The following is a 21,584-nucleotide window of genomic DNA, read 5'->3' as shown; positions in this document are numbered from 1 at the left end:
AAAAAGCCCCGCCGGATCGCTCCGGCGGGGCTCTTCAGTACAACGTTGATCGTCGCTGTTAGGCGATGATCTTGGCCACGACGCCGGCGCCGACGGTGCGGCCGCCTTCGCGGATGGCGAAGCGGAGCTTCTCTTCCATGGCGATCGGGGTGATCAGCTCGACGTTCAGCTCGGCGTTGTCGCCGGGCATGATCATCTCAACGCCTTCCTTCAGCTGCACGATGCCGGTCACGTCGGTCGTGCGGAAGTAGAACTGCGGGCGGTAGTTGGTGAAGAACGGCGTGTGACGGCCACCCTCTTCCTTGGTCAGGATATAGGCCTCGGCCAGGAACTTGGTGTGCGGGGTGATCGAGCCCGGCTTGCACAGCACCTGGCCGCGCTCGACGTCCTCGCGCTTGGTGCCGCGCAGCAGCACGCCGACGTTGTCGCCCGCCTGGCCCTGGTCCAGCAGCTTGCGGAACATCTCCACGCCCGTGCAGGTCGTCTTCTGGACGGGGCGGATGCCGACGATCTCGACTTCCTCGCCGACCTTGACGATGCCGCGCTCGACCCGGCCCGTGACCACGGTGCCGCGGCCCGAGATCGAGAAGACGTCTTCCACCGGCATCAGGAACGGCAGGTCGATCGGACGCTCAGGCTGCGGGATGTAGTCGTCCACCGTCTGCATCAGCTCCAGGATCTTCTGCTCGCCGATCTCCGGGTTCACGCCGTCGGTCGCAGCCTTGGCCGAGCCCTTGGTGATCGGAATGTCGTCGCCCGGGAACTGGTAGGACGAAAGCAGCTCGCGCACTTCCATCTCGACGAGCTCCAGCAGCTCCTCGTCGTCGACCAGGTCGACCTTGTTCATGAACACCACCAGCGCCGGCACGCCGACCTGACGGGCCAGCAGGATGTGCTCGCGGGTCTGCGGCATCGGGCCGTCGGCGGCCGACACCACCAGGATGGCGCCGTCCATCTGCGCGGCGCCCGTGATCATGTTCTTCACATAGTCGGCGTGGCCCGGGCAGTCGACGTGGGCATAGTGACGGTTGGCCGTCTCATATTCCACGTGCGCCGTGTTGATGGTGATGCCGCGCGCCTTCTCTTCCGGCGCGGCGTCGATGTCCGCATAGTTCATCGCCTTGGCGCCGCCGGCCTTGGCCAGCGTCATCGTGATCGCCGCCGTCAGCGTCGTCTTGCCGTGGTCAACGTGACCGATCGTGCCGATGTTGCAGTGCGGCTTGGTGCGTTCGAACTTTTCCTTGGCCATTCTCTTCTCTCCGTCCCCTGATGAGGGGCTATCCTAGGGTTTTCAGGGGGTTGGGGTTAGGCGCTGTACTTCTTGATCACTTCGTCGGCGACGTGTTGCGGCACCGGCTCATAGTGGTCGTACTGCATGGTGAAGGCGGCGCGGCCCTGCGACATGCCGCGAAGCGTATTCACATAGCCGAACATGTTGGCCAGCGGCACGAAGGCGTTCACCACCGTGGCGTTGCCGCGCATGTCCTGACCCTGGATCATGCCGCGACGACCGTTCAGGTCGCCGATGACCGAGCCCAGGTAGTCTTCCGGCGTCACGACCTCGACGGCCATGATCGGCTCCAGCAGACGCGGTCCACCCTTCTCGCGCAGTTCCTTGAAGGCGGCGCGCGAAGCGATTTCGAACGCCAGCACCGAGGAGTCGACGTCATGGTAGGCGCCGTCAATCAGGGTCGCCTTGAAGTCGATCAGCGGGAAGCCGGCCAGCAGGCCGTTTTCCTTGGCCGACTCGAGGCCCTTCTGGACGCCCGGGATGTATTCCTTGGGCACCGCGCCGCCGACGATGGACGACTCGAACACGAAGCCCGTGCCAGGCTCGCCCGGCTCGAACACCAGCTTGATGCGGGCGAACTGGCCCGTGCCGCCGGTCTGCTTCTTGTGGGTGTAGTCGATCTCGGCCTTGCGGGTGATCGATTCACGATAGGCCACCTGCGGCGCGCCGATGTTGGCCTCGACCTTGTAGGTGCGCTTCAGGATGTCGATCTTGATGTCGAGGTGCAGCTCGCCCATGCCCTTCAGGATGGTCTGGCCCGACTCGTGGTCGGTCGAGACGTTGAAGGACGGATCCTCGGCGGCCAGCTTGGCCAGGGCGACGCCCAGCTTCTCCTGGTCGGCCTTGGACTTGGGCTCCACGGCGATCTCGATGACCGGCGCGGGGAACTCCATCTTCTCCAGGATCACCGGCGACTTGATGGGATCGCACAGGGTGTCGCCGGTGCGGGTGTCCTTCAGACCGGCCAGGGCGACGATATCGCCGGCATAAGCTTCCTTGACGTCCTCGCGGTTGTTGGAGTGCATCAGCAGCATGCGGCCGACGCGCTCCTTGCGGTCGCGGGTCGAGTTCAGCAGGCCCATGCCCGTTTCCATCTTGCCCGAGTACAGGCGGCAGAAGGTCAGCGAGCCGACGAAGGGGTCGTCCATGATCTTGAACGCCAGGACCGACAGGGGCTCGTCGTCCGACGCCTTGCGGGTCACGGGCTCTTCGGTCTTGAAATCGATGCCCTGGGTCGGCGGGATGTCCACCGGCGACGGCAGATAGTCGACGACGGCGTCGAGCAGGGTCTGGACGCCCTTGTTCTTGAACGCCGAGCCGCAAAGGATCGGATAGAAGGCGCCGGTCAGCACGGCCTTGCGGATGCACTTCTTGATGGTCTCTTCCGAAGGCTCGTTGCCCTCGAGGTAGGCTTCCATCGCCTCGTCATCCAGCTCGACGGCGTTGTCGATCAGGTACTGGCGGGCCTCATTGGCCTTGTCGACCAGATCGGCCGGGATCGGCACGTCCTTGTAGGAGGCGCCCAGGCCGTCGTTGTCCCAGACGACGCCGGTCATGCGGACCAGGTCGACCAGGCCGGTCAGGTTAGATTCCGAGCCGATCGGGAACTGGATCGGCACGGCCTTGGCGCCCAGGCGGTCGCGGATCGACTCGACCGACTTGTCGAAGTCGGCGCCGATCTTGTCCATCTTGTTGACGAAGACGATGCGGGGAACCTTGTACTTGTCGGCCTGACGCCAGACGGTCTCGGTCTGGGGCTCGACGCCCGCGTTGCCGTCCAGCACGGTCACGGCGCCGTCCAGCACGCGCAGCGAACGCTCGACCTCGATCGTGAAGTCGACGTGGCCGGGGGTGTCGATGATGTTAAGGCGCTTCTCGCGCCAGAAGGCGGTCGTGGCGGCCGAGGTGATGGTGATGCCGCGTTCCTGCTCCTGGTCCATCCAGTCCATGGTCGCGGCGCCGTCGTGGACTTCGCCGATCTTGTGGGACTTGCCGGTGTAGAACAGGATCCGCTCGGTCGTCGTCGTCTTGCCCGCGTCGATGTGGGCCATGATGCCGAAGTTGCGGTAGTCCTCGATCTTGTGCGTGCGGGGCATAGGAAGCGCCTTGAAAAGTTTTCAGGGCGCGAAGGTGCGCCCTCGGGGAGTTCGTCGATGTCGGGATATGCGAGCGCGGGCGATCTAGCTCAAACCGCCCGCGCCGGATAGTCCCAGATAGTCAGCGCCCGGCCCTTAGAAAAGGGATGCGACGCTTTGAAGACGTTACCAGCGGTAATGGCTGAAGGCGCGGTTCGCCTCGGCCATCTTGTGGGTGTCTTCGCGCTTCTTGACCGCGGTGCCGCGGTTGTTCGAGGCGTCCAGCAGCTCGGCCGCCAGCTTCTCGGTCATGGTGTTCTCGCCGCGCTTGCGCGCCGCATTGACCAGCCAGCGGATGGCGAGCGCGCGACGCCGATCGGGGCGAACCTCGACCGGCACCTGATAGGTGGCGCCACCGACGCGACGCGACCGGACTTCGACCGACGGCGCGACGTTGTCCAGCGCGGCGTGGAAGGTCTGGACCGGCTCCTGGTCCTTCTTCTTCTCGGCCAGGATGTCGAAGGCACCATAGACGATGTTCTCGGCGACGGCCTTCTTGCCCTCGTACATGACGTAATTCATGAACTTGGTGACGATCAGATCCTTGTACTTGGGATCCGGCAGGACTTCGCGTTTCTGGGCGCGGTGACGACGGGACATGGGCTTCTACCTTGTTCTTGTTCTTACTTCGGACGCTTGGCGCCGTAGTGCGAGCGGCGCTGCTTGCGGTCCTTGACGCCTTGCGTGTCGAGCACGCCGCGCAGGATATGGTAGCGGACGCCGGGCAAGTCCTTCACGCGGCCGCCGCGGATCAGGACCACCGAGTGCTCCTGCAGATTGTGGCCCTCGCCGGGGATGTAGCACACGGCTTCGTAGCCGTTCTTGGCCAGGCGGACCTTGGCGACCTTACGCAGAGCCGAGTTCGGCTTCTTCGGGGTCGTCGTATAGACGCGGGTGCAGACGCCGCGGCGCTGGGGCGAGCCTTCCAGGGCCGGCACCTTGTTGCGCACGGGCTTGGGCTTGCGGGGCTTGCGGATCAGCTGGTTGATCGTGGGCATTACAGTCTCGACTTCTGATGGAGGCGTGTGCCTGTCGGCCGGAGCGCCTCGGTTTCCTTCTTTTTGAACGGCCCTACTGGACCGCCCGGGATCGTTCGAGACTGGCCGAACCGCCAAACGAAAAAACCGGAACGCGCGCTTTGGGCGTTCCGGCGGGCACAGCCCGTCCGTTCGATTGTCACGATCAGGATGGGGCGAGCCCCGTCTCGAAAGTCCGGCGCGTGTACGCGGACGGGCCTGTCAGGTCAAGGGCGCGGCCCCGCCCTACTCCGCCACCGGCCGCGTCAGGTCGAACTCCACCCGGAAGTGCCGGTTGGGCCGCCGCAGTTCATAGGCGAACATCCGGTCCGGATGGACCTCCATCGCCCAGACGTTGGTCGTCGACACCGAGGCGTCCCAGGCGTTGAACAGCTCGATGGAAAAGGCGTCGACCCGGAATTCCTGCCGCTCGGCGCTCCCCGGTCCCGTCGTATCGCCGCCGTACCAGTGCAGGCCGTCGGGCCGTCCTGCCGCATCGCGGTGATCGTGCTTCAGCGTCAGGCCGCTCTCCGTCTTCGTCACCACCCAGGTCCGCGACCGGTCCTCGCCGACCCAGAAGGGAATGCGGACCTCCTCCGCCGAGCAGTCGCGCACATGCATGAGCAGTCGCTGGCTGGCGAATGTCGAGTCGACCGGATCGGTCGTCACCACCCGCCCCTCGAACCTCTGGCCGCAGAGCGCGTTCAGCCGCGCCATGAAGGCGTCCTGCTGCGACGACGGCCCGGCGGGCAGGCTGGCGCAGGCGGTGAGGACGAACAGAAGGGGCGCGATCAGGAGGGCTTTCATGCCTCGACCCTGGGGCTCAGGCTCCGCCAAGGCAACGTCCCAAGTCCGGCGTTGACTTCGGAACCTTCCTGAGTATGTTCCGCGCCTCTCATTTTACGGCTTCCCCGCCGTCGCAAAGGTAATTTCCGATGGCCAAGCCCGCCTCGATCAAGATCCGCCTGAACTCCACGGCCGACACCGGCTTCTTCTACGTCACCAAGAAGAACGCCCGCACCATGACCGAGAAGATGGTCGTCAAGAAGTACGACCCGGTCGTGAAGAAGCACGTCGAGTTCAAGGAAGGCAAGATCAAGTAAGGCCGCCTTCCGGCCCCAACGCAGAAACGCCCGGCCTCTCGCCGGGCGTTTACGTTTGCGCCGACGGGGACGCTACTGCGCCGCCGCCCGCTCGGCGTCGAACACCTTCCTGAAGTAGGTCCAGCTGGTCTCGTTGGGCCGCGCATCGTCCAGAGGCGGCGGCGCGACGTAGTCCGGATAGTTGGCCGCGATCTCGTCCTTCAGCACCTGGGGCAGGCCGTCGATCCCGTTTGCCATGGTCTGACCGACCGCGTTGAACACCAGCCCGCCGGGCCGTCCGCCCATCCGCATCCACGGCAGCCACGGCGAGATGCGCACCCATGCGATCGAGGCGTCCGCGCGCGGACGCGACGCATCCAGCAGATCGTCTTCCCGAACCGAGAAGTCGAAGATCTCCATGGCGTGATACTGGTTGCCGACATACTCCTGATAGTCGCCGCCCAGCGGGTTCACATAGAACAGCGGCGCCTCGAACGGCAGGAAGACCCAGCCCTGATTGACCCGGCCCGAGAACCGGAACGGCGACCCGTCCGCCGTCCGCTCATAGGTGGGTCGCGAGTTCACCGGGTCGTTGGCGACATGCACCACCTCGACCTGCTGATCGGTCTCGGGGTTGGTCCAGGTGCGCAGGACCTCATTGGTGCGCGGATCGAGGTAGATCATCAGCTCGCGCGACACGAGCCGGTATCCGGTGCCCCGCACCGGGTCCGTCACCGTCCCGCACTGGCGCACGTTCATGCCCTCGACGTTGAAGACATGCCGGTCCGGAACGCCGGGCGAACGCGCATAGACCCGGCCCGACCAGTGGTAGACCACCGGCTCGCCATCGACGGTCGAGCACTGGATCTTGCGGTTCGCCGCGATCGCGCCCGCCGGCGTCGACAGGTCGATCTGCTGGGCGGACGCCGTCATCGGCATCGCCGCGGCGACCAGGGCGGCCGAGGCCATCAATATGCGGATCATAGTCTTCCTCCGGTGATGTCAGGTGACCTTGGGCGCCTCGACGGCCCAGACGCGGCAGTCGGCGATGTCCTCGCGGAGTTTTTTCACTTCCGCATACTCGGGGCTGTCCCAGAAGGCGCGGATGGCCGCCATGTCCGGCCACTCCGAGATGACCGCGCCCGCGCCGTCGCCCCAGTCCCCCTCCAGCAGCCGAACGCCCGGCCCCCGCAGCAGATATCGCCCGCCGTGCTTCTGGATCAGGGCCGCTGCCGCCTGGCCATACCCGCCGATGAACCGCTCGCGGTCCTCGATCTTGGCCAGGACGATCATATAGGCGGCCATCGGCTCCCCCTTGCTATGGCCACCCTAGCGCGCTCAAATGGTATAAATCTATACCATTTCGTCGAGAGCTCATGGAACTCCTGCGCGCCGCCACCCTGACCGTCGCCGACCCGGAGGCGACCGCGGCACGCTACGTCGAATGGCTGGACTATCAGGTCGTGGAGCGCGCCCCCCTCTCCGCCGACCTGGCAGCCAGCTGGGGCTGCCCTAACACCGCCGATCGCGCCTCGGTCGTCTGCCGCCCGGCCTCGGGCGCCGAGGTCTTCCTGCGCTTCGTCCAAGGCGACACGCCCGCCGACTATCGGCCCCTTCGCACCTACGGCTGGGCCGCCATAGAGATCTGCACCCAGGACACCCACGCCGTGAACGCCCGCATGGAGCGCTCGCCGTTCCAGATCATCGGCCCGCCCAAGGAGCTCGACGGCCTGCCCGCCATCTTCCCCATGCAGGTGAAGGGCCCGGATCAGGAGATCGTCTACCTGACCCAGATCCGCGACAACCTCCCGGCCTATGACCTGCCGCGCGCCGCCAGCCTGATCGACAAGCTATTCATCATCGTGCTGGCCTGCTCCGACCTGCAAGCCTCGCTGGACTGGTTCGAAACGGAGCTCAAGCTGTTGGCCGGCCGCTCGATGGATCTGGTCTACACCATGATCAACGCCGCCTTCGACCTGCCGCCCGATACGAAACACACCCTCGCCACCATGGTCCACGGCCGGGACTGCTTCCTGGAACTGGACCAGTATCCGGACGCCACGACCGCTCGCTCCACCGAGCCCGGCGCCCTGCCCCCCGGCATCGCCATCACCACCTTCCGCCACCCGGATTTCGACGCGCTGAAGGGCTGGATCACCCCGCCCGTCGCCCGCGACGGCGCCGTCTACGGCGGCAAGCGCGCGGGCACGCTCCGTGCCCCGGACGGCACCTTGGTCGAGGTCGTCGAGGCATGAGCGATCAAGCCCACGAGGTCGTCCTCGCCCGCCCCGTCACGGCCACCCCCGTCGCCGCCGACTTCGTTGTCGTGACCCGCGACCGCGCGCCGCCCAAAGGCGACGGCTCGCTGAAGGTACGCCCTCTGTTCCTCTCGCTGGACCCATACATCGGTGCCCGCATCCGGGGCCGTCACATGGGCGAGCCCGCGCCTGCGCCCGGCGAGCCCCTGCCCGGCTTCTGCGTCGCCGAGGTTCAGGAGAGCCGCGACCCCGGCTTCGCGCCGGGCGACTGCGTGGTCACCGAGGCCGGCTGGACCGACCTCGCCTGGGTCCGCTCCGACACGGCCCGCAAGGTCTCCGCCGACATCGCCCCGTCATTGCACCTCAGCGTGCTCGGCATGCCCGGCCTGACCGCCTGGGCCGGCATGACCCAGCTGGCCAGGACCGGCGACGGCGACCTCCTGACCGTCAACGCCGCAGCCGGAACCGTCGGCGGGGTCGCCGGCCAGATCGCCCGGAACCTCGGAGGCCGCGCCGTGGGCGTCGCGGGCGGGCCAGAGAAGTGCGCCCTCGTCGTCGACCGCTATGGCTTCGACGCCTGCATCGACTATCGCGCCGTCGATTGGGAGGCCCAGGTCGCCGCCGCCGTCGCGCCGGGCTCCACCATCCATTTCGAGAATGTCGGCGCGGGCCAGCTGTCCGTCGGCATCCGCAACCTCAAGCCCTACGGCCGTGTCGTCCTGTGCGGCCTCGCCGACCACTACCAGGCCGACGCAGGCCCCGCCGTCACCGCCATCGGTCCCCTCGTCGGCAAACGCGCCGCCGTCTTCGGCCTGGTGGTCTACGACTTCTACCCGCGCTGGGCCGAATGGACCGCGCTCGCCGAGCCCTGGGTGAAGGCCGGCCGCCTCACCATCGCCGAGGACATCGGTCACGGCCTCGACAGCGCGGGTCGCCAGCTGGAGCGCCTCATGCGCGGCGAGAACGTCGGCAAGACCCTGGTCCGGGTGTGACCCGCCCCGGCGGAGAGCGCGGCTTCGTCACGGTCGACGGCCGCCGCGTTCTGATCCGCCGCTATGGACGGGGCCCCGCCGTCCTCGTCATCCACGGCTCGCCCCAGTCCTCCCGCGCCGTCGAGGCCGTCTGTCGGGCCATCGCCGCGCGCGGCCTGACCGTCATCGCCCCCGACACCCCCGGCGCCGGGGCGTCGGACTCCCTGCCCCTCAGCGATCCCGACAGCGCCGACTTCGCCCGCGCTCTCCACCACCTGACCGAGACGCTGGGCCTGTTCCGCGTCGGCCTCTACGGCTTCCACACCGGCGCCGCGACCGCCGCCACCTTCGCCGCCCTCTTCCCGAACAGCACCGCCGCCCTGGTCTGCGACGGCCTGCCCGCCTGGACCGAGGCCGAACGCGCCCGTTTCCTCGCCGACTACCTCCCGCCATTCCAGCCCGCATGGGACGGGTCGCACATGGCCTGGCTGTGGGCGCGCATGGAGGCCCAGACCGTCTTCTTCCCATGGCATTCGACCGACCCGGCCGAGCGCATGGCCATGGCCGTCTCCTCGCCCGAACACATCCACGCCAACGCCATGGACCTGCTGGCGACGGGCGACGCCTACCGCCCCGTCTACCGCGCCGCCTTCACCTTCCGCGCCGAGGCCGTCGCCGACCGCCTGCCCTCCACGGGCCTGATCGCCTGCGCCGCCTCCGACATCCTGGCCACCCACCTCGACCGTCCGGCGCTGGCCGGTCGCGGCGTCATCCTCCCTGACATCCCGGCGCTCCACGCCGCCGCCGCCGAGCACCTGGTGGCCCATCCCGGCGACCCCGCGCCCGACCGCATCGGCGACGGTTTCCTCGCGATCGGCGACGAACGCCTCGCGTTCCACACCCTGCTCGAAGGCCCCGACCGCCCGCTCGTGATGCTCCATGATGCCGGAGGTTCCGCCACCGACCTGACCCGGGCCGAGGGGCGCCCCGTGATCGCGCTCGACCTCCCTGGCCACGGTCTGTCCTCAGAGGGCTGGACCGGCCCCATCGACTGGTCCGAAACCGTCCGCGCCGCGCTGGACGCGCTCAACCTTTCCGACGCCGAGATCACCGGCGTCGGCGCGGGCTCCGTCCTTGCCTCGACCCTGACCGGCGCGCCAGCCCGGCCGGGCCGCCTCCTTGGCCTGCCCGATGCCGTGCCTTCGCTCGCACCCGAGTGGGACGGCGCCCACCTCCTCCGCGCCTTCCGCATCGCCTCGTGGGAGCGCCTGTTCGACCCCTGGCATCGCCGCGACCCCGCCCACCGCGTCGACCGACCCGCTGACCTCGCCGCCACCCACGCCCGAGCGGTCAGCCTTCTCCGCGCACACCGGCGATGGAGCGATCTGGAAGCGTGGGCTGCCGGCACCGGCGTCTGATGGGTCGATCGCAGGCCGTGGGAGGCCGCGTGGCAGGCTGACACGGATTGGACTCGGACCAGACCGGGTGCAAAGAGTCCAACCTCTGCGATACCGTCTGAGCTCTCACGCCTAAGACCTTGTGTTATGTCGCATCAGTGTTGACAGACGACCTCTCGTCGTTCGCGGGAGACGGCCGCTCAGGCCGCGAAGTCCGGGTCCGTCGTCCGTTCCGCCGCCGCCGTCGCCTCAATCCGATCCGGCCCGAAGTTCCGATACTTGCCCATCAAGAGCAGCAACGCCGCCCCAGCCACCAGCCCGATCGCGGAATACAGCAGGATGGTCTCATAGCTGCCGGTCCGGTCGAAGTACTGGCCGAAGATCACCGGCCCGATCCCCGCCCCCAGGGCGAAGAAGCCGTACAACGCCCCATAGATGCCGCCATAGCTCTTCAGCCCGAAATAGCGCGCCACCATGAAGGCCATCAGGTCGTACTCGACCCCGGCGGCAAATCCGATCAGCACGATCGACAGCCCCGCGATCACCGGATCGGTCGTGCCTTGCGCCAAAAGCCAGCACGCCACAGCCGGCGCGCTCAGCAGCACGAAGGCCACCCCCGGCGCCCAGATGCGATCGATCAGCCAGCCGCCCAGCAGCCGTCCGCCGATCACCGACAGCCCGATCAGCGACGCTAGCGTCACGATGTCCCCGGCCTCGAAGCCGTTGGAGCGCAGGATATTCTCGATGTTCGGGATCGGCCCGCCGACCGCGAAGCTGATCGGCACGAAGGCGACAGCCAGCACCCAGAAGCGCCAGTCGCGCAACGCCTGACCAAAGCTGAGGCCCGGTGTTACGGCCTTCCTCTCGGCATCGGCGACGCGCCGCTCGGCGGCCGTCACGGTCTTGCCGCCCACGTCGTGGAAGAAGATGAAGGCGATGGGCAGGGCCACCAGCAGCGGCAGAGCCGCCACGCCCAGATAGGCGATCCGCCAGCCGAACTCCTCGACCAGCCAGGCCGTGTAGGGCTTGCAGGCGAAGCCGAACATGCCGGTCCCCACCAGCGACAGCCCCAGCGCCAGCCCCTTGTGCACCTCGAACCGGTTGTTCACCGCCCGCGTCCAGGTCACCGGCAGGGTGCCCGCCCCCACCAGCGCCATGATCCCCCAGGTGATGTAAAAGAGCGTGATGTTGCCGTTGCTCGCCGCGAACCCTGCGAAGGCCAGGCCGAACAGCAGCAGCGACCAGAGCGCCACCGCCCGCACCCCGACCCGATCCGCCAGCAGCCCCACCAGCGGACTGCCCAGCAGCACGGCGAAGGTCATGATCGGCAGGCCGCCCAGGATCTCGGCGAAGCCCCAGCCGAACTCGCGCGCCAGCTCGGGCGCCAGAATGCCGATGGTGTAGAACGGCAGGGGCGACAGGCCGAGCCCGATGCCCAGCATGGCCGACAGCACCACGGGCCATCCCAGCTTGAACTCGCCGTATCCGCCCTTGGCAGCCCCGTGCGCTTGCATCCGCCGTCCCGATCAGTTGGTATAAGTCTATACCATTTGCCGACGGATTCCCGACCGATGCAAGAGCCGATCGCCCCCCGCACGTCGGACGACGCCCCGCCCCATGTGGCCAGGGACGAGACTCCGCTCTTCCTGTTCGTCTGCAAGGACGGCTCGAACGGCCCCGCCCGCCGCGTCGAGCATCTCGAAGGCCACCTGGCCTACGTCGAGGCCAACTGGCGTCGCTACATCGTCGCCGGCCCCATGCGCCGCCCCGGCGAGACCGCCCTGATGGGCTCCTACTTCCTGGTCCATGCGGCCGACGCCAACGAGGCCTGGGCGGTGATGCGGGGCGACCCCTACATCACCTCCGACCTTTATGCCTCCATCGAGCTGACCGAGATCACGCCGTCCATCGGCCTGTGGGTGGGCGGCAAAATCTGGGCCGACGCCGCATCCATCGCACACCGCGCGACGGGCGGTTGAAAGAAGCGCTGCAGTAAAAACCTTTCCCGCCAAGCTTGTACGGTGCGGAACCGGCTTCGCGTCTCGCCGGTTTGCTGGCCATCGTCAGTCGCTTTGCAGGAGAGGGCCGTCCGTGACCAATACAGAGTATGAATTCATCGGCTGGGAGGCCTTGTTGGAGGTCTGGGCGCCCCGGGTTCTGGGCGCCGTCCTGATCCTGATCGCCGCCTGGTTCATCGGCCGGGCGATCAAATGGGCGCTCGCCAAGGGCGTTGACAAGCTGCCGGGCGCGGACCGCCACAACGAGGGCCTCGAGCGCCGCCAGACCGTGGGCGCCAAGCTGGGCGACGTCGCGCTGTGGACCGTCCTGCTGTTCGGCGTGGTCGCGGCGCTGGGCGTGCTCAACCTCGGAGGCGCGGTCGCACCGCTGAACACCCTGCTGAACACGGTCGCCAGCGCCATCCCGAACATCGTCGCCGCCGCCCTGATCTTCTTCGTCGGCTTCATCGTGGCGACGCTGGCCCGCCGCGTGGTCTCCGCCGCGCTCCAGGCCGCCAGCGCCGACGGCTGGCTGCAGAAGTCCGGCGTGGCCAAGACCACCGGCTCGACCGGCGTCAGCGACGCGGTCGGCACCCTGGTCTTCGTCCTGATCCTGATCCCGGTGACGATCGCCGCGCTCGAGAAGCTGGCCATCACCGTCATCACCGAGCCAGCCGTGGCCGTGCTGTCGACCGTATTCGACGCCCTGCCCCGCGTCATCGCCGCCGCCATCGTTCTGGCCATCGGCTTGTTCATCGGCCGCTGGGTGGCCAGCCTGATCGAGCGCATCCTGCCGGCCACCGGCTTCGACCGCTCGATCCAGAGCCTGATCGGCCTGTCGTCGCTCAAGCCAACCGCGTCCGCGACCCCGCCCGCCTCAGCCGGGGCCTCGCCGTACGCCGGCGCAGTCTCGCCCGCCTATGCGGCCCAGATCGAGGGCGCCGCCCCGCCCGCCAAGCCCCTGACGCCGTCGCGCGTCGTCGGCATGATCGCCATGATCGCCATCGTCCTGTTCACGGCGGTGGAGGCCGCGCGACTGATCGGCTTCGCCTCGGTCGCCGCCATCTTGGCCGGCGTCCTTGATCTGGCGGGCCGTGTCCTGGTCGGCGGGATCATCATCACCGCCGGCGTGCTGATCGCCGACGTGCTCGCCACCCTGATCAACCGGGGCACCGCCGGGGCGGACCGCTTCGCCTCGACGATCGTGCGTTGGGCCACCATCGCGCTCGCCACCGCCATGGGCCTCAGCTTCATGGGCATCGCCGACGAGATCGTGGTGCTGGCCTTCGGCCTGATCCTGGGCTCGGCGGCCGTGGCGGCGGCGCTCGCCTTCGGCCTCGGCGGCCGCGAGACCGCCGGCAAGCTGCTGTCGCAGTGGACGCAAGGCGGCCAGCGGATCACCCCGGCCTCGACTGACCGCCGCCCGCCGGCTCCCTCGCCGTACGAGCCCGAGCCCCGGCCGTTCCAGGCCGGCCAGCCCGAAAGCGGCGTCTGATGTCTCAGAGGCGGCGGGCGATCAGTCCGTCGCCTCGACGGCCGCCAGGATGGCGTCGGCCACCACGCGCGGCTGAGCCAGCATGATCAGGTGACCCCCGTCCGCGTGGGTCACCGTCGCGTTCATGGTGGTGGCGAAATGGGTCTGCAGCTGAGCCGGGATGATCTGGTCCCCGTCGGCTATCACATAGTGCGTCGGCTTGACCGACCAGGCCGCCGTCGCCCCGATGGCGTTGTCGTTGACCCCGAAGAAGGTCGGATGCTGCGTCGCCGCCAGCACCGCCTGCTGCCGCGCCGGCAGCCCGGCGGAGAACCACCGCGCCATCGGCTCGGCCGGCCAGGTCACCCAGCCCTGGGCGTCCGCGTGCAGGCTCGAAAACCACTCCGGCTGCGGAAAGGCCGACAGGATGGCGTTGACCGACTGGTTCGGCCCCGGCGCGAAGGCCGCGACATAGACCAGCGACCGCACCTTGTCGTGGTTGCCCGCCTCCGAGATCACCACGCCGCCGTAGGAATGGCCGACCAGAACCACCTCGCCCGCCTGGTCGTCGATCGCACGCCGGACGGTCCCCACGTCGGCTTCCAGGCTCGACAGCGGGTTCTGCACCGCCACGACGTTCACGCCCGCGTCGATCAGATACCCCGCCACCTCGCTCCAGCACGATCCGTCGGCCCAGGCCCCGTGCACCAGCACCACCGTCGCCCGTTCCTGGGCCCCTGCCGCTCCAGCCGCCAGTCCGGCCGCCGCGAACACCGGCGCGCCCGCGCGAAGTAGAAGTCTCAGCATCGTCCGCCTCCTATGCTGAATCGAGACTGACTCGTGATCACCTCACTTTTGTGACGGATATCCGACTCTCGGGAACAGGCGAGAAATCTCCGTTTCCACTTAACGTTTCCGAAAATGGTTTGCGGCTAAGGTCTCTTCGTAGCAGGGAGTTTCGGCCCGAGTATGCCGACCATCGAAGTCCTGACGGAGCGCGCCGAGCCGGTCGACCCCACGACCCCGGCCAGCCAGATCTTCGCCCGGTTCCAGTCGGAGCCGGACACCCTCGTCATACCCGTCGTCACCGACGGCCGCCCGGTCGGACTGGTCGAGCGCAACGCCTTCCTGCTGAAGATCGCCGGCCCCTTCGGCCACGCCCTCTACGCCAACCGCCCGGTGTCCATGATCATGGACCCCGAGCCCGCCGTGGTCGACGCCGGCGTCCGCATCGACGCCTTCTGCGACATCCTGATCAAGTCGGGCCCCGGCGCTCTGATGCGCGGCTTCATCGTCACGCATGAAGGCCGCTATCGCGGCGTCGGCACCGCCGTCGGCCTGCTCGCCGCCGTTAACGACGAACAGCGCAGCCGCAATCAGGAGCTCGCCGACCAGGCCCGCGCCCTGACCGACAGCCGCACCCAGGCCCTGGCCTCCGCCCGCGCCAAGAGCCAGTTCCTGGCCATCATGAGCCACGAGCTGCGCACGCCCATGAACGGCGTCCTCGCCGTCGCCGAGCTGCTGCGTCGCCAGCCCCTGAACGAGACCGCCCACGCCCACGTCCAGACCATCGTCGACAGTTCCGAGACCCTGCTGCGCATCCTCCAGGACGCGCTGGACCTCTCGCGCGCCGAGGCCGGCGAGCTGGAGATGACCGCGGAGCCCGTGCCGCTTCGCGCCCTCATGGACGACATTGAGCAGATGTGGGCCCCGCGCGCGTCGCAGGACTGCGTCCGCCTCATGGTCGGCTATGAAGGCGACACCGAGCTCGCCGCCGAGGTCGATCCGATCCGCCTGAAGCAGGTCTTCAACAACCTGATCGGCAACGCCCTGAAGTTCGCCAGGAACGGCGTGGTCGAGGCCAGCCTCAAGGCCTGGTCCGAAAACGGCCGGGTCCATCTTCAGGCCCGCGTGCGCGACGACGGTCCCGGCGTGGAGCCCGACCGCGTCGACGCCATCTTCGAACCCTTCGTCCACGGTTCCGGCCCGGACGGAGCGGGTCTGGGCCTGTCCATCTGCCGCCAGATCATCGAACGGCTGGACGGCCGCATCTGGGCCGAGAACAACGCTGGCCGTGGCGCGACCTTCGCCTTTGACCTGACTGCGCCGCTCGCCGACCGCCCTGCCGAGATCCCGACCAACGTTGCGTCCCTGTCGGAGCTCGACCTTCAGACGACGCCGCACATCCTGATCGTCGACGACAACGCCACCAACCGCGTCGTCGCCCAGGCCCTCTGCGAAATGTTCGGCTGCACCTCCGAGACCGCCGACGACGGGCTGGAGGCGCTCGAAGTCGTCCAGTCCCGCCCTTTCGATCTGGTCCTCATGGACATCAAGATGCCGCGCATGGACGGCGTGCAGGCCACAAAGGCCATACGCGCCTTGCCCGCACCCATAGGCGCTATCCCGATCGTCGCCCTCACCGCCAACGCCAACCCGGACGACGCGAAACACTATCTGTCGATCGGCATGGCGGCCGTGGTCGAAAAGCCGATCAAGCCCGAGCGCCTGCGCATGGCCATGAACGCCGCCCTGTCTCCGGAATCCGCCGAAACCGCTCCCGCCGAGACAAGGCGCCGGCGCGCCGCCTGAGCCCCTTCGCAGCCGCCGTGGCCACTGCTAAGCCATGGCGCATGAAACACCTAATCCCCCTCGCCGCCCTTGCCCTGCTCGGCGCCTGCGCCACCGCGCCCGCGCCGGCCGCCACCGACGCGACGCCCCGGTATTCGACGCCCGAGGAGTACGTCGCGGGCCAGCAGGCCTATCTGGAATGGAATGGGGCCCGACGCGACTGGACGACCACGGCCTCGGGCCTCCAGTATCGCCGCGAAGGCCGCGCCAACCCCTCGGGCCGCCAGCCGACTGGGACAGACACGGTCCGCGTCCACTATGAGGGAACCTTCATCGACGGTCGCAAGTTCGACAGCTCCTACGACCGCGGCGAACCGGCGGAGTTTCCCTTGAACCGCGTCATCCGCGGCTGGACCGAGGGCGTGGCCCTGATGCGCGAGGGCGAGACCTTCCACTTCGCCATCCCCGCCGCGCTCGGCTACGGCGACCGCTGGGTCGGTGGCGACGAACTCCCGCCAAACTCCACCCTGCTATTCAAGGTCGAACTGATCGAGGTGAAGTAGCCGCAAGGCCAATCCGGGAACCCTGGCAAATCTCCCTCGCGCCCTCCTGCCTCTTGACCAGCGGGATGGCACGTCGTGATCTCCACCTCCCCTTCGCTGACCGGGTCTGTTCCATGCGTCTCGCCGCCTCCGCCTGCCTCGCTGCTCTCCTGCTCGCCGCGGGTCCGACCCTGTCACAGACCGCGACGCCGACGACGCCCAATATCGGTGGCTTCCCGGACAGCCCGGCCATCCCGGCCCCGACCAATCCGACCTACCCCGGCGTGATCCGCTACGAGGTCGACGCGACCGACTATGACCGCCACATCGTGTCGGTGCGGCAGGTGATCCCCGTTTCGGGCGGCCACATCACCCTGCTCTACCCCAAGTATCTGCCCGGCAATCACGCCATCTCCGGGCCGATCCAGCTGCTGGGCGGCCTGACTGTCGTCGCCGACGGCCAGGAGATCGACTGGCGCCGCGACGCTGTCGATCCCTATGCCTTCCATGTCGACATCCCGACGGGCGTCAGCGAGCTGGAGGTATCCTTCCAGTGGCTCACCCAGTCCGACAACGCCAACTGGCGCGTGGTCATGACACCGCGGATGATGAACCTGCAGTTCGAGAAGGCCCTGCTCTATCCGGCCGGGTACGCCTCCACCGGCATCACCTTCGCGCCGTCGGTACGCCTGCCGGACGGCTGGAGCTATGGCGTCTCCCTGCGCACGACCTCGTTCGAGGATGGTCTCGCCGCATTCGAGCCCGTGAACCTCTACACCCTGGCCGACAGCCCTATGTTCGCGGGCCTGCACTATCGCCAGGTCGAAATCGATCCCGCCGGTGACGACATCTATCTGAACATCGTCGCCGACGAGGCCGCCAACCTGGCCGCCACCCCCGAGCAGATCGGCTACTACGAGAACCTCATCACCCAGGCCGACCGCCTGTTCGGCTCGCGCCACTTCGACCGCTACGACTTCCTGCTGGGCCTGACCAACCAGATGGGCGGCATCGGACTGGAACATCATCGCTCGTCTGAGAACACCCACGCGCCGAACTTCTTCACCTCCTGGAACAGCCACGCGGGCGGCCGCGCCCTGCTGCCCCACGAATACGTCCACTCCTGGAACGGCAAGTTCATGCGACCGGCCGACGAGTTGACCGCGAACTACAACGTCCCGACCGAAAACAGCCTGATGTGGGTCTATGAAGGCCAGACCGAGTACTGGGGCGACGTGCTCTCGGCCCGCACCGGCCTGCACACCAAGGCCCAGGCGCTCGTCCTGATCGCCGACCGCGCGGCCTTCTATCAAAACCAGCCGGGCCGCCGCTGGAGGAACCTCCAGGACGTCAACAACCACAATCTGCTCGGCTATCGCGTGCCGGGCCAGTGGACGTCATGGATGCGCGGCACCGGCGACTATTACGACGAGGCCGCCCTGATCTGGCTGGACGTCGACACCCTGATCCGCGAGCGGTCGGGCGACCGCCGCTCGCTGGACGACTTCGCCCGGACCTTCTTCTCGCCCGAAGGATCGGACGGCGACTGGACCCCGCGCGGCTATACCTTCGACGACGTGGTCGCAGCGCTGAGCGCCGTCGAGCCCTACGACTGGGCGACCTTCCTGCGCGAGCGGCTGGACGCAGACGGTCCCGACGCCGAGGCCCCGCTGGATGGCCTGGAGCGCGGCGGCTATCGCCTCGTCTACGTCGAGGAACCGAACGCCGACGAGAAGGCGGTCCACTCCAACTGGGGGTCAGACTTCCGCTATTCTCTGGGCTTCTCGATCAGCGGCGCCAACAACCGCATCACCGCCATCCGCTGGGGCGGCCCCCTGTTCGAGGCCGGCATCGGCGCAGGCTGGGATCTTCTGGCCGTCGGCGACCGCGCCGGCAGCGCAGAGGCCCTGCGCGAAGCCGTCACCGCCGCTAAGGGCGGGACCGACCCCATCCGCCTGACGCTGAGGAATGGCCAGCGCGTCCGCACCGTCGAACTGGCCTACCACGACGGCCTGCGCTACCCGCGCCTCGAGCGCATCGAGGGGACTCGCGACCGGATCGGCGACATCCTGACGGCCAGGCGTCGCTGATCCGGTCGCAGCGAGCGACTATTTCAGCAGCTTGAGCAGGGCCTCTGCCGCCCCTTCGGACGATGCCGGGTTCTGGCCCGTGACCAGCTTGCCGTCGGTGACGACGTGCGGCTGCCAGTCCTCGCCGCGTGAATAGTCCCCGCCGTTGGCCTTCAGCATATCTTCCAGCAGGAAGGGCACCACCTCGGTCAGGCCGACGCCTTCCTCCTCGGTGTTGGTGAAACCAGTCACCTTGCGACCCTTGATGAGGAAGTCACCGTCCAGGCCCTTCACATGCCGGAACACCGCCGGGGCATGGCAGACGGCCCCGATCGGCTTATCGGCCTTGGCAAAAGCCTCGATCAGGCCGATGGACGTGCGGTCCTCGGTCAGGTCCCACAACGGCCCGTGGCCACCCGGATAGAAGACGGCGTCGAAATCATCGGCGCTCACGTCCGACAGCCTCTGCGTCGAGGCCAGCGCCTTCTGGGCCGCGTCGTCAGCCTTGAACCGACGCGTGGCGTCGGTCTGGGCATCGGGTTCGTCGCTCTTGGGATCGAGCGGCGGCTGACCACCCTTCGGTGAGGCCAGGGTGATCTCGGCCCCCGCGTCCTTCAGCGCATAGTAGGGCGCGGCAAACTCCTCCAGCCAGAAGCCGGTCTTCTTGCCGGTGTCGCCCAGCCGATCATGGGACGTCAGCACCATCAGGATCTTCATCGCGGGTCTCTCTTGCGGGGAACGGAAGCGCGACCGTTCCGATAGGGGAGCCCCAGAAACGACGACAGGCCCGAAGGTTTCCCTCCGGGCCTGCGCTTTTCGATCTTCGGTCCGACCGGGCGGCTCAAGCCGCCCGACGGAAACGTCCGAGGTCCGAAGCTTACTTGACCTGCACCTTGGCGCCGGCTTCCGTGAGCTTCTTGGCCACTTCGTCGGCGGCCTGCTTGGAGACGTTCTCGACGACGTTCTGCGGAGCGCCTTCGACCAGGTCCTTGGCTTCCTTCAGACCCAGGTCCGAACGCACGCCACGGACTTCCTTGATGACGTTGATCTTCTTGTCGCCGCCGTCCAGCAGGACGACGGTGAACTCGGTCTGCTCTTCGGCGGCTTCGGCCGGAGCGGCAGCGCCGCCACCGCCCGCGGGCATCGCCATGGCCACCGGAGCGGCGGCCGAGACGCCCCACTTTTCTTCCAGCAGCTTCGAGAGTTCGGCGGCTTCGAGGACGGTCAGCGAGGACAGGTCTTCGACGATCTTGGACAGGTCAGCCATGTCAGTTTTCCTTCGGGGAATAGGTTGGGTTCAGAGAGGGGAATGCGGAGATGGAAAGTCGGCTCACGCCGCTTCTTTCGCGCCGTAGGCGCTGAAGACGCGGGCCAGCTGGGCGGCGGGCGCTTGCACGACGCCGGCGATCTTGGTCGCGGGCGCGTTCAGCAGGCCGATCAGCGAGGCGCGGATCTCGTCGAGCGACGGCAGCTTGGAGAGGCTCTCCACGCCCTTCGGATCGACGACGGTCTCGCCCATGAAGCCACCGACGATGACGAAGCGGTCATTGCCCTTGGCGAACTCGGTCGAGACCTTGGCCGCGGTGGCCGGGTCGTTGGCGTAGGCGATGCCGACCGGGCCCTTGAACAGGCCGCGATACGCACTGCCTTCGTCGGCTTCGAGGGCCTTCAGCGCGAGGCGGTTCTTGACCACCTTGAACGAGCCGCCGGCCGAGCGAAGCCGCCCACGCAGGTCTTCCATTTCCGCAACGGTCAGACCCAGGTTGTGGGTCACGACCACGCTGCCGGCCTCGGCGAAGACGCCTTTCAGCGTTTCGATCGACTCGGCCTTCTGTGCGCGATCCATTGCGGTCTCCAGTCTTGGATTCGACGCCGGGACGAGCCCCGACGCCGTATGGCCAAAGCGCCGCGCGTCGCCGCGAGACGTTCAGGCCGGTCGTATTGTCCGAAGGAAGCGTCCGACATCGTCCATCCCGGATCACGGGCCGACGGCTGTCATCTCACATCCCCATCTCCCCACGGCGCTGGAGGGCTCTCCAGCATTTACGGCGAGGGTGGCCCCCTCGCCCCGAAGTTCTCGGACAGGTCCGCCGCGACCGGGGCCGCGACGGGAAGCGGCGCTCTATACAGGAAGGAAGGCGGAAATCAACCGCGGTCACTCGGCGGCGAAAGCTCCATCCATCGCCGCTTTCGCCTCGCGCAACTCGTCGGCCGTGCAGCTGAGCGCGCCACAGAGGTCTGTCATCATCTCGCGGGCCAGCGTCGGCATCATCTCGGTCATGACTTCTGTCATGCGGGGTGCGGCTTCATACATGCGTCGGACGGACGACTGGCCGACATCGCTTTCGTAGAACGAGACCAGCGCGCGAAGCTCCTCCACCGTCATGACCTCGGCATAGACGGGCGCCATGGCCTCCAACAGCCGTTCCACCATCCGGGTCGTGGACGAGATCATGACGCGCTCGAACGTCTGCGGATCGACCTCGCCTTTCTCGACCGGCATGTCCGCCACCACGTCCTGCATCATGGCGGAGATCATCTGGTCCAGCTCTTCGACCTGCATCGTCGCGATGAATCGACGGGCCAGCGCCAGGCGCTCGGCGGAGTCGTCGACTGGCGACGCCGCCTGGACCTCCAGATCCTGACCGGCGACGGGTGCGGCCATGGGCGCCGATACCGCGAGAACAGCGCCGATCAAAAGAGTTGCACGTCTCATGTCTCGCCGCCCCGGGTTGTTTGCCGACAATCGCCGACGACAAGGGAAATGCCAATGAAAAAGGG

At 67.7% G+C, this 21,584-nt stretch carries 22 protein-coding genes; 9 read left to right on the top strand and 13 right to left on the bottom strand.

The window, feature by feature from the left end; all coding sequences use genetic code 11:
• Positions 1 to 58: 58 nt before the first annotated feature.
• From tuf to Q333_RS0113465, 5 genes are all read right to left on the bottom strand, one after another.
• Complete coding sequence (tuf, locus tag Q333_RS0113485; RefSeq protein WP_029417695.1) at positions 59 to 1,249, bottom strand: elongation factor Tu; 1,191 nt, start codon at positions 1,247 to 1,249, stop codon at positions 59 to 61.
• Positions 1,250 to 1,305: 56 nt separating this feature from the next.
• The gene (gene fusA / locus Q333_RS0113480) at positions 1,306 to 3,387 is read right to left on the bottom strand and encodes an elongation factor G (RefSeq protein ID WP_029417693.1); all 2,082 of its coding nucleotides are present in this window, start codon (positions 3,385 to 3,387) and stop codon (positions 1,306 to 1,308) included.
• Between the two features lie 165 nt (positions 3,388 to 3,552).
• Positions 3,553 to 4,026: a 30S ribosomal protein S7 gene (gene rpsG / locus Q333_RS0113475; protein WP_029417691.1), complete on the bottom strand. Its 474-nt coding sequence runs from the start codon at positions 4,024 to 4,026 to the stop codon at positions 3,553 to 3,555.
• Positions 4,027 to 4,049: 23 nt separating this feature from the next.
• Positions 4,050 to 4,424, bottom strand: a complete 375-nt coding sequence (gene rpsL / locus Q333_RS0113470) for a 30S ribosomal protein S12 (RefSeq protein ID WP_021697983.1) — start codon at positions 4,422 to 4,424, stop codon at positions 4,050 to 4,052.
• Between the two features lie 264 nt (positions 4,425 to 4,688).
• Positions 4,689 to 5,249, bottom strand: a complete 561-nt coding sequence (locus tag Q333_RS0113465; RefSeq protein WP_029417690.1) for a hypothetical protein — start codon at positions 5,247 to 5,249, stop codon at positions 4,689 to 4,691.
• Positions 5,250 to 5,377: 128 nt separating this feature from the next.
• On the opposite strand from Q333_RS0113465, the gene rpmG reads away from it, so the two are divergent.
• On the top strand, positions 5,378 to 5,545 hold the full coding sequence (rpmG, locus tag Q333_RS0113460) for a 50S ribosomal protein L33 (protein ID WP_029417689.1): 168 nt from the start codon (positions 5,378 to 5,380) through the stop codon (positions 5,543 to 5,545).
• 72 nt (positions 5,546 to 5,617) lie between these two features.
• Here rpmG and Q333_RS0113455 read toward each other — a convergent pair whose 3' ends face one another.
• Together Q333_RS0113455 and Q333_RS0113450 are read right to left on the bottom strand one after the other, a co-directional pair.
• Positions 5,618 to 6,508, bottom strand: a complete 891-nt coding sequence (locus Q333_RS0113455) for a DUF1838 family protein (protein ID WP_029417688.1) — start codon at positions 6,506 to 6,508, stop codon at positions 5,618 to 5,620.
• A gap of 18 nt (positions 6,509 to 6,526) precedes the next feature.
• On the bottom strand, positions 6,527 to 6,829 hold the full coding sequence (locus tag Q333_RS0113450) for a DUF1330 domain-containing protein (protein ID WP_029417686.1): 303 nt from the start codon (positions 6,827 to 6,829) through the stop codon (positions 6,527 to 6,529).
• Between the two features lie 71 nt (positions 6,830 to 6,900).
• On the opposite strand from Q333_RS0113450, the gene Q333_RS0113445 reads away from it, so the two are divergent.
• Genes Q333_RS0113445 through Q333_RS17095 form a run of 3 tightly spaced genes read left to right on the top strand, consistent with a single transcriptional unit; the run spans position 6,901 to position 10,171 of the window.
• The gene (locus tag Q333_RS0113445; RefSeq protein ID WP_029417685.1) at positions 6,901 to 7,779 is read left to right on the top strand and encodes a VOC family protein; all 879 of its coding nucleotides are present in this window, start codon (positions 6,901 to 6,903) and stop codon (positions 7,777 to 7,779) included.
• Positions 7,776 to 8,774 (top strand): MDR family NADP-dependent oxidoreductase, encoded by a 999-nt coding sequence (locus tag Q333_RS0113440; RefSeq protein ID WP_029417684.1) that lies wholly within the window; start codon positions 7,776 to 7,778, stop codon positions 8,772 to 8,774. The genes Q333_RS0113445 and Q333_RS0113440 overlap by 4 nt, the downstream gene beginning before the upstream one ends.
• Positions 8,771 to 10,171, top strand: a complete 1,401-nt coding sequence (locus Q333_RS17095; RefSeq protein WP_051651335.1) for an alpha/beta fold hydrolase — start codon at positions 8,771 to 8,773, stop codon at positions 10,169 to 10,171. The genes Q333_RS0113440 and Q333_RS17095 overlap by 4 nt, the downstream gene beginning before the upstream one ends.
• A 179-nt stretch (positions 10,172 to 10,350) precedes the next feature.
• Here Q333_RS17095 and Q333_RS0113430 read toward each other — a convergent pair whose 3' ends face one another.
• Positions 10,351 to 11,664, bottom strand: coding sequence for an MFS transporter (locus Q333_RS0113430; protein ID WP_051651334.1), 1,314 nt, complete (start codon positions 11,662 to 11,664; stop codon positions 10,351 to 10,353).
• A gap of 57 nt (positions 11,665 to 11,721) precedes the next feature.
• On the opposite strand from Q333_RS0113430, the gene Q333_RS16660 reads away from it, so the two are divergent.
• Both Q333_RS16660 and Q333_RS0113420 read left to right on the top strand, forming a co-directional pair.
• Positions 11,722 to 12,129, top strand: a complete 408-nt coding sequence (locus tag Q333_RS16660; protein WP_035294464.1) for a YciI family protein — start codon at positions 11,722 to 11,724, stop codon at positions 12,127 to 12,129.
• A 112-nt stretch (positions 12,130 to 12,241) separates the two neighbouring features.
• Positions 12,242 to 13,642, top strand: coding sequence for a mechanosensitive ion channel (locus tag Q333_RS0113420; RefSeq protein ID WP_084176141.1), 1,401 nt, complete (start codon positions 12,242 to 12,244; stop codon positions 13,640 to 13,642).
• Positions 13,643 to 13,663: 21 nt separating this feature from the next.
• On the opposite strand, the gene Q333_RS0113415 is transcribed toward Q333_RS0113420, so the two are convergent.
• Positions 13,664 to 14,428, bottom strand: coding sequence for an alpha/beta fold hydrolase (locus tag Q333_RS0113415; RefSeq protein ID WP_029417679.1), 765 nt, complete (start codon positions 14,426 to 14,428; stop codon positions 13,664 to 13,666).
• 162 nt (positions 14,429 to 14,590) lie between these two features.
• Here Q333_RS0113415 and Q333_RS0113410 point away from each other — a divergent pair, with 162 nt between their 5' ends.
• From Q333_RS0113410 to Q333_RS0113400, 3 genes are all read left to right on the top strand, one after another.
• Positions 14,591 to 16,213, top strand: coding sequence for a response regulator (locus Q333_RS0113410; RefSeq protein ID WP_029417677.1), 1,623 nt, complete (start codon positions 14,591 to 14,593; stop codon positions 16,211 to 16,213).
• 41 nt (positions 16,214 to 16,254) lie between these two features.
• The gene (locus tag Q333_RS0113405; protein WP_029417672.1) at positions 16,255 to 16,755 is read left to right on the top strand and encodes an FKBP-type peptidyl-prolyl cis-trans isomerase; all 501 of its coding nucleotides are present in this window, start codon (positions 16,255 to 16,257) and stop codon (positions 16,753 to 16,755) included.
• A gap of 113 nt (positions 16,756 to 16,868) precedes the next feature.
• On the top strand, positions 16,869 to 18,824 hold the full coding sequence (locus tag Q333_RS0113400; RefSeq protein WP_029417671.1) for a M61 family metallopeptidase: 1,956 nt from the start codon (positions 16,869 to 16,871) through the stop codon (positions 18,822 to 18,824).
• An 18-nt stretch (positions 18,825 to 18,842) separates the two neighbouring features.
• Here Q333_RS0113400 and Q333_RS0113395 read toward each other — a convergent pair whose 3' ends face one another.
• The 4 genes from Q333_RS0113395 to Q333_RS0113380 form a co-directional block, all read right to left on the bottom strand.
• On the bottom strand, positions 18,843 to 19,520 hold the full coding sequence (locus Q333_RS0113395) for a type 1 glutamine amidotransferase domain-containing protein (RefSeq protein ID WP_029417669.1): 678 nt from the start codon (positions 19,518 to 19,520) through the stop codon (positions 18,843 to 18,845).
• A gap of 160 nt (positions 19,521 to 19,680) precedes the next feature.
• The gene (rplL, locus tag Q333_RS0113390; RefSeq protein ID WP_029417668.1) at positions 19,681 to 20,070 is read right to left on the bottom strand and encodes a 50S ribosomal protein L7/L12; all 390 of its coding nucleotides are present in this window, start codon (positions 20,068 to 20,070) and stop codon (positions 19,681 to 19,683) included.
• 63 nt (positions 20,071 to 20,133) lie between these two features.
• A complete protein-coding gene (gene rplJ / locus Q333_RS0113385) occupies positions 20,134 to 20,649 on the bottom strand; it encodes a 50S ribosomal protein L10 (protein ID WP_029417667.1) in 516 nt (171 codons plus the stop codon).
• A 309-nt stretch (positions 20,650 to 20,958) separates the two neighbouring features.
• A complete protein-coding gene (locus Q333_RS0113380) occupies positions 20,959 to 21,468 on the bottom strand; it encodes a DUF2059 domain-containing protein (protein ID WP_162175591.1) in 510 nt (169 codons plus the stop codon).
• Positions 21,469 to 21,584: the final 116 nt, after the last annotated feature.

It is taken from the genome of Brevundimonas bacteroides DSM 4726 (genome assembly GCF_000701445.1).
In the GTDB taxonomy this organism is placed as follows: domain Bacteria; phylum Pseudomonadota; class Alphaproteobacteria; order Caulobacterales; family Caulobacteraceae; genus Brevundimonas; species Brevundimonas bacteroides.
Note: the sequence above shows the minus strand (reverse complement) of the source record. Positions and strands in the feature narration are given on the sequence as shown.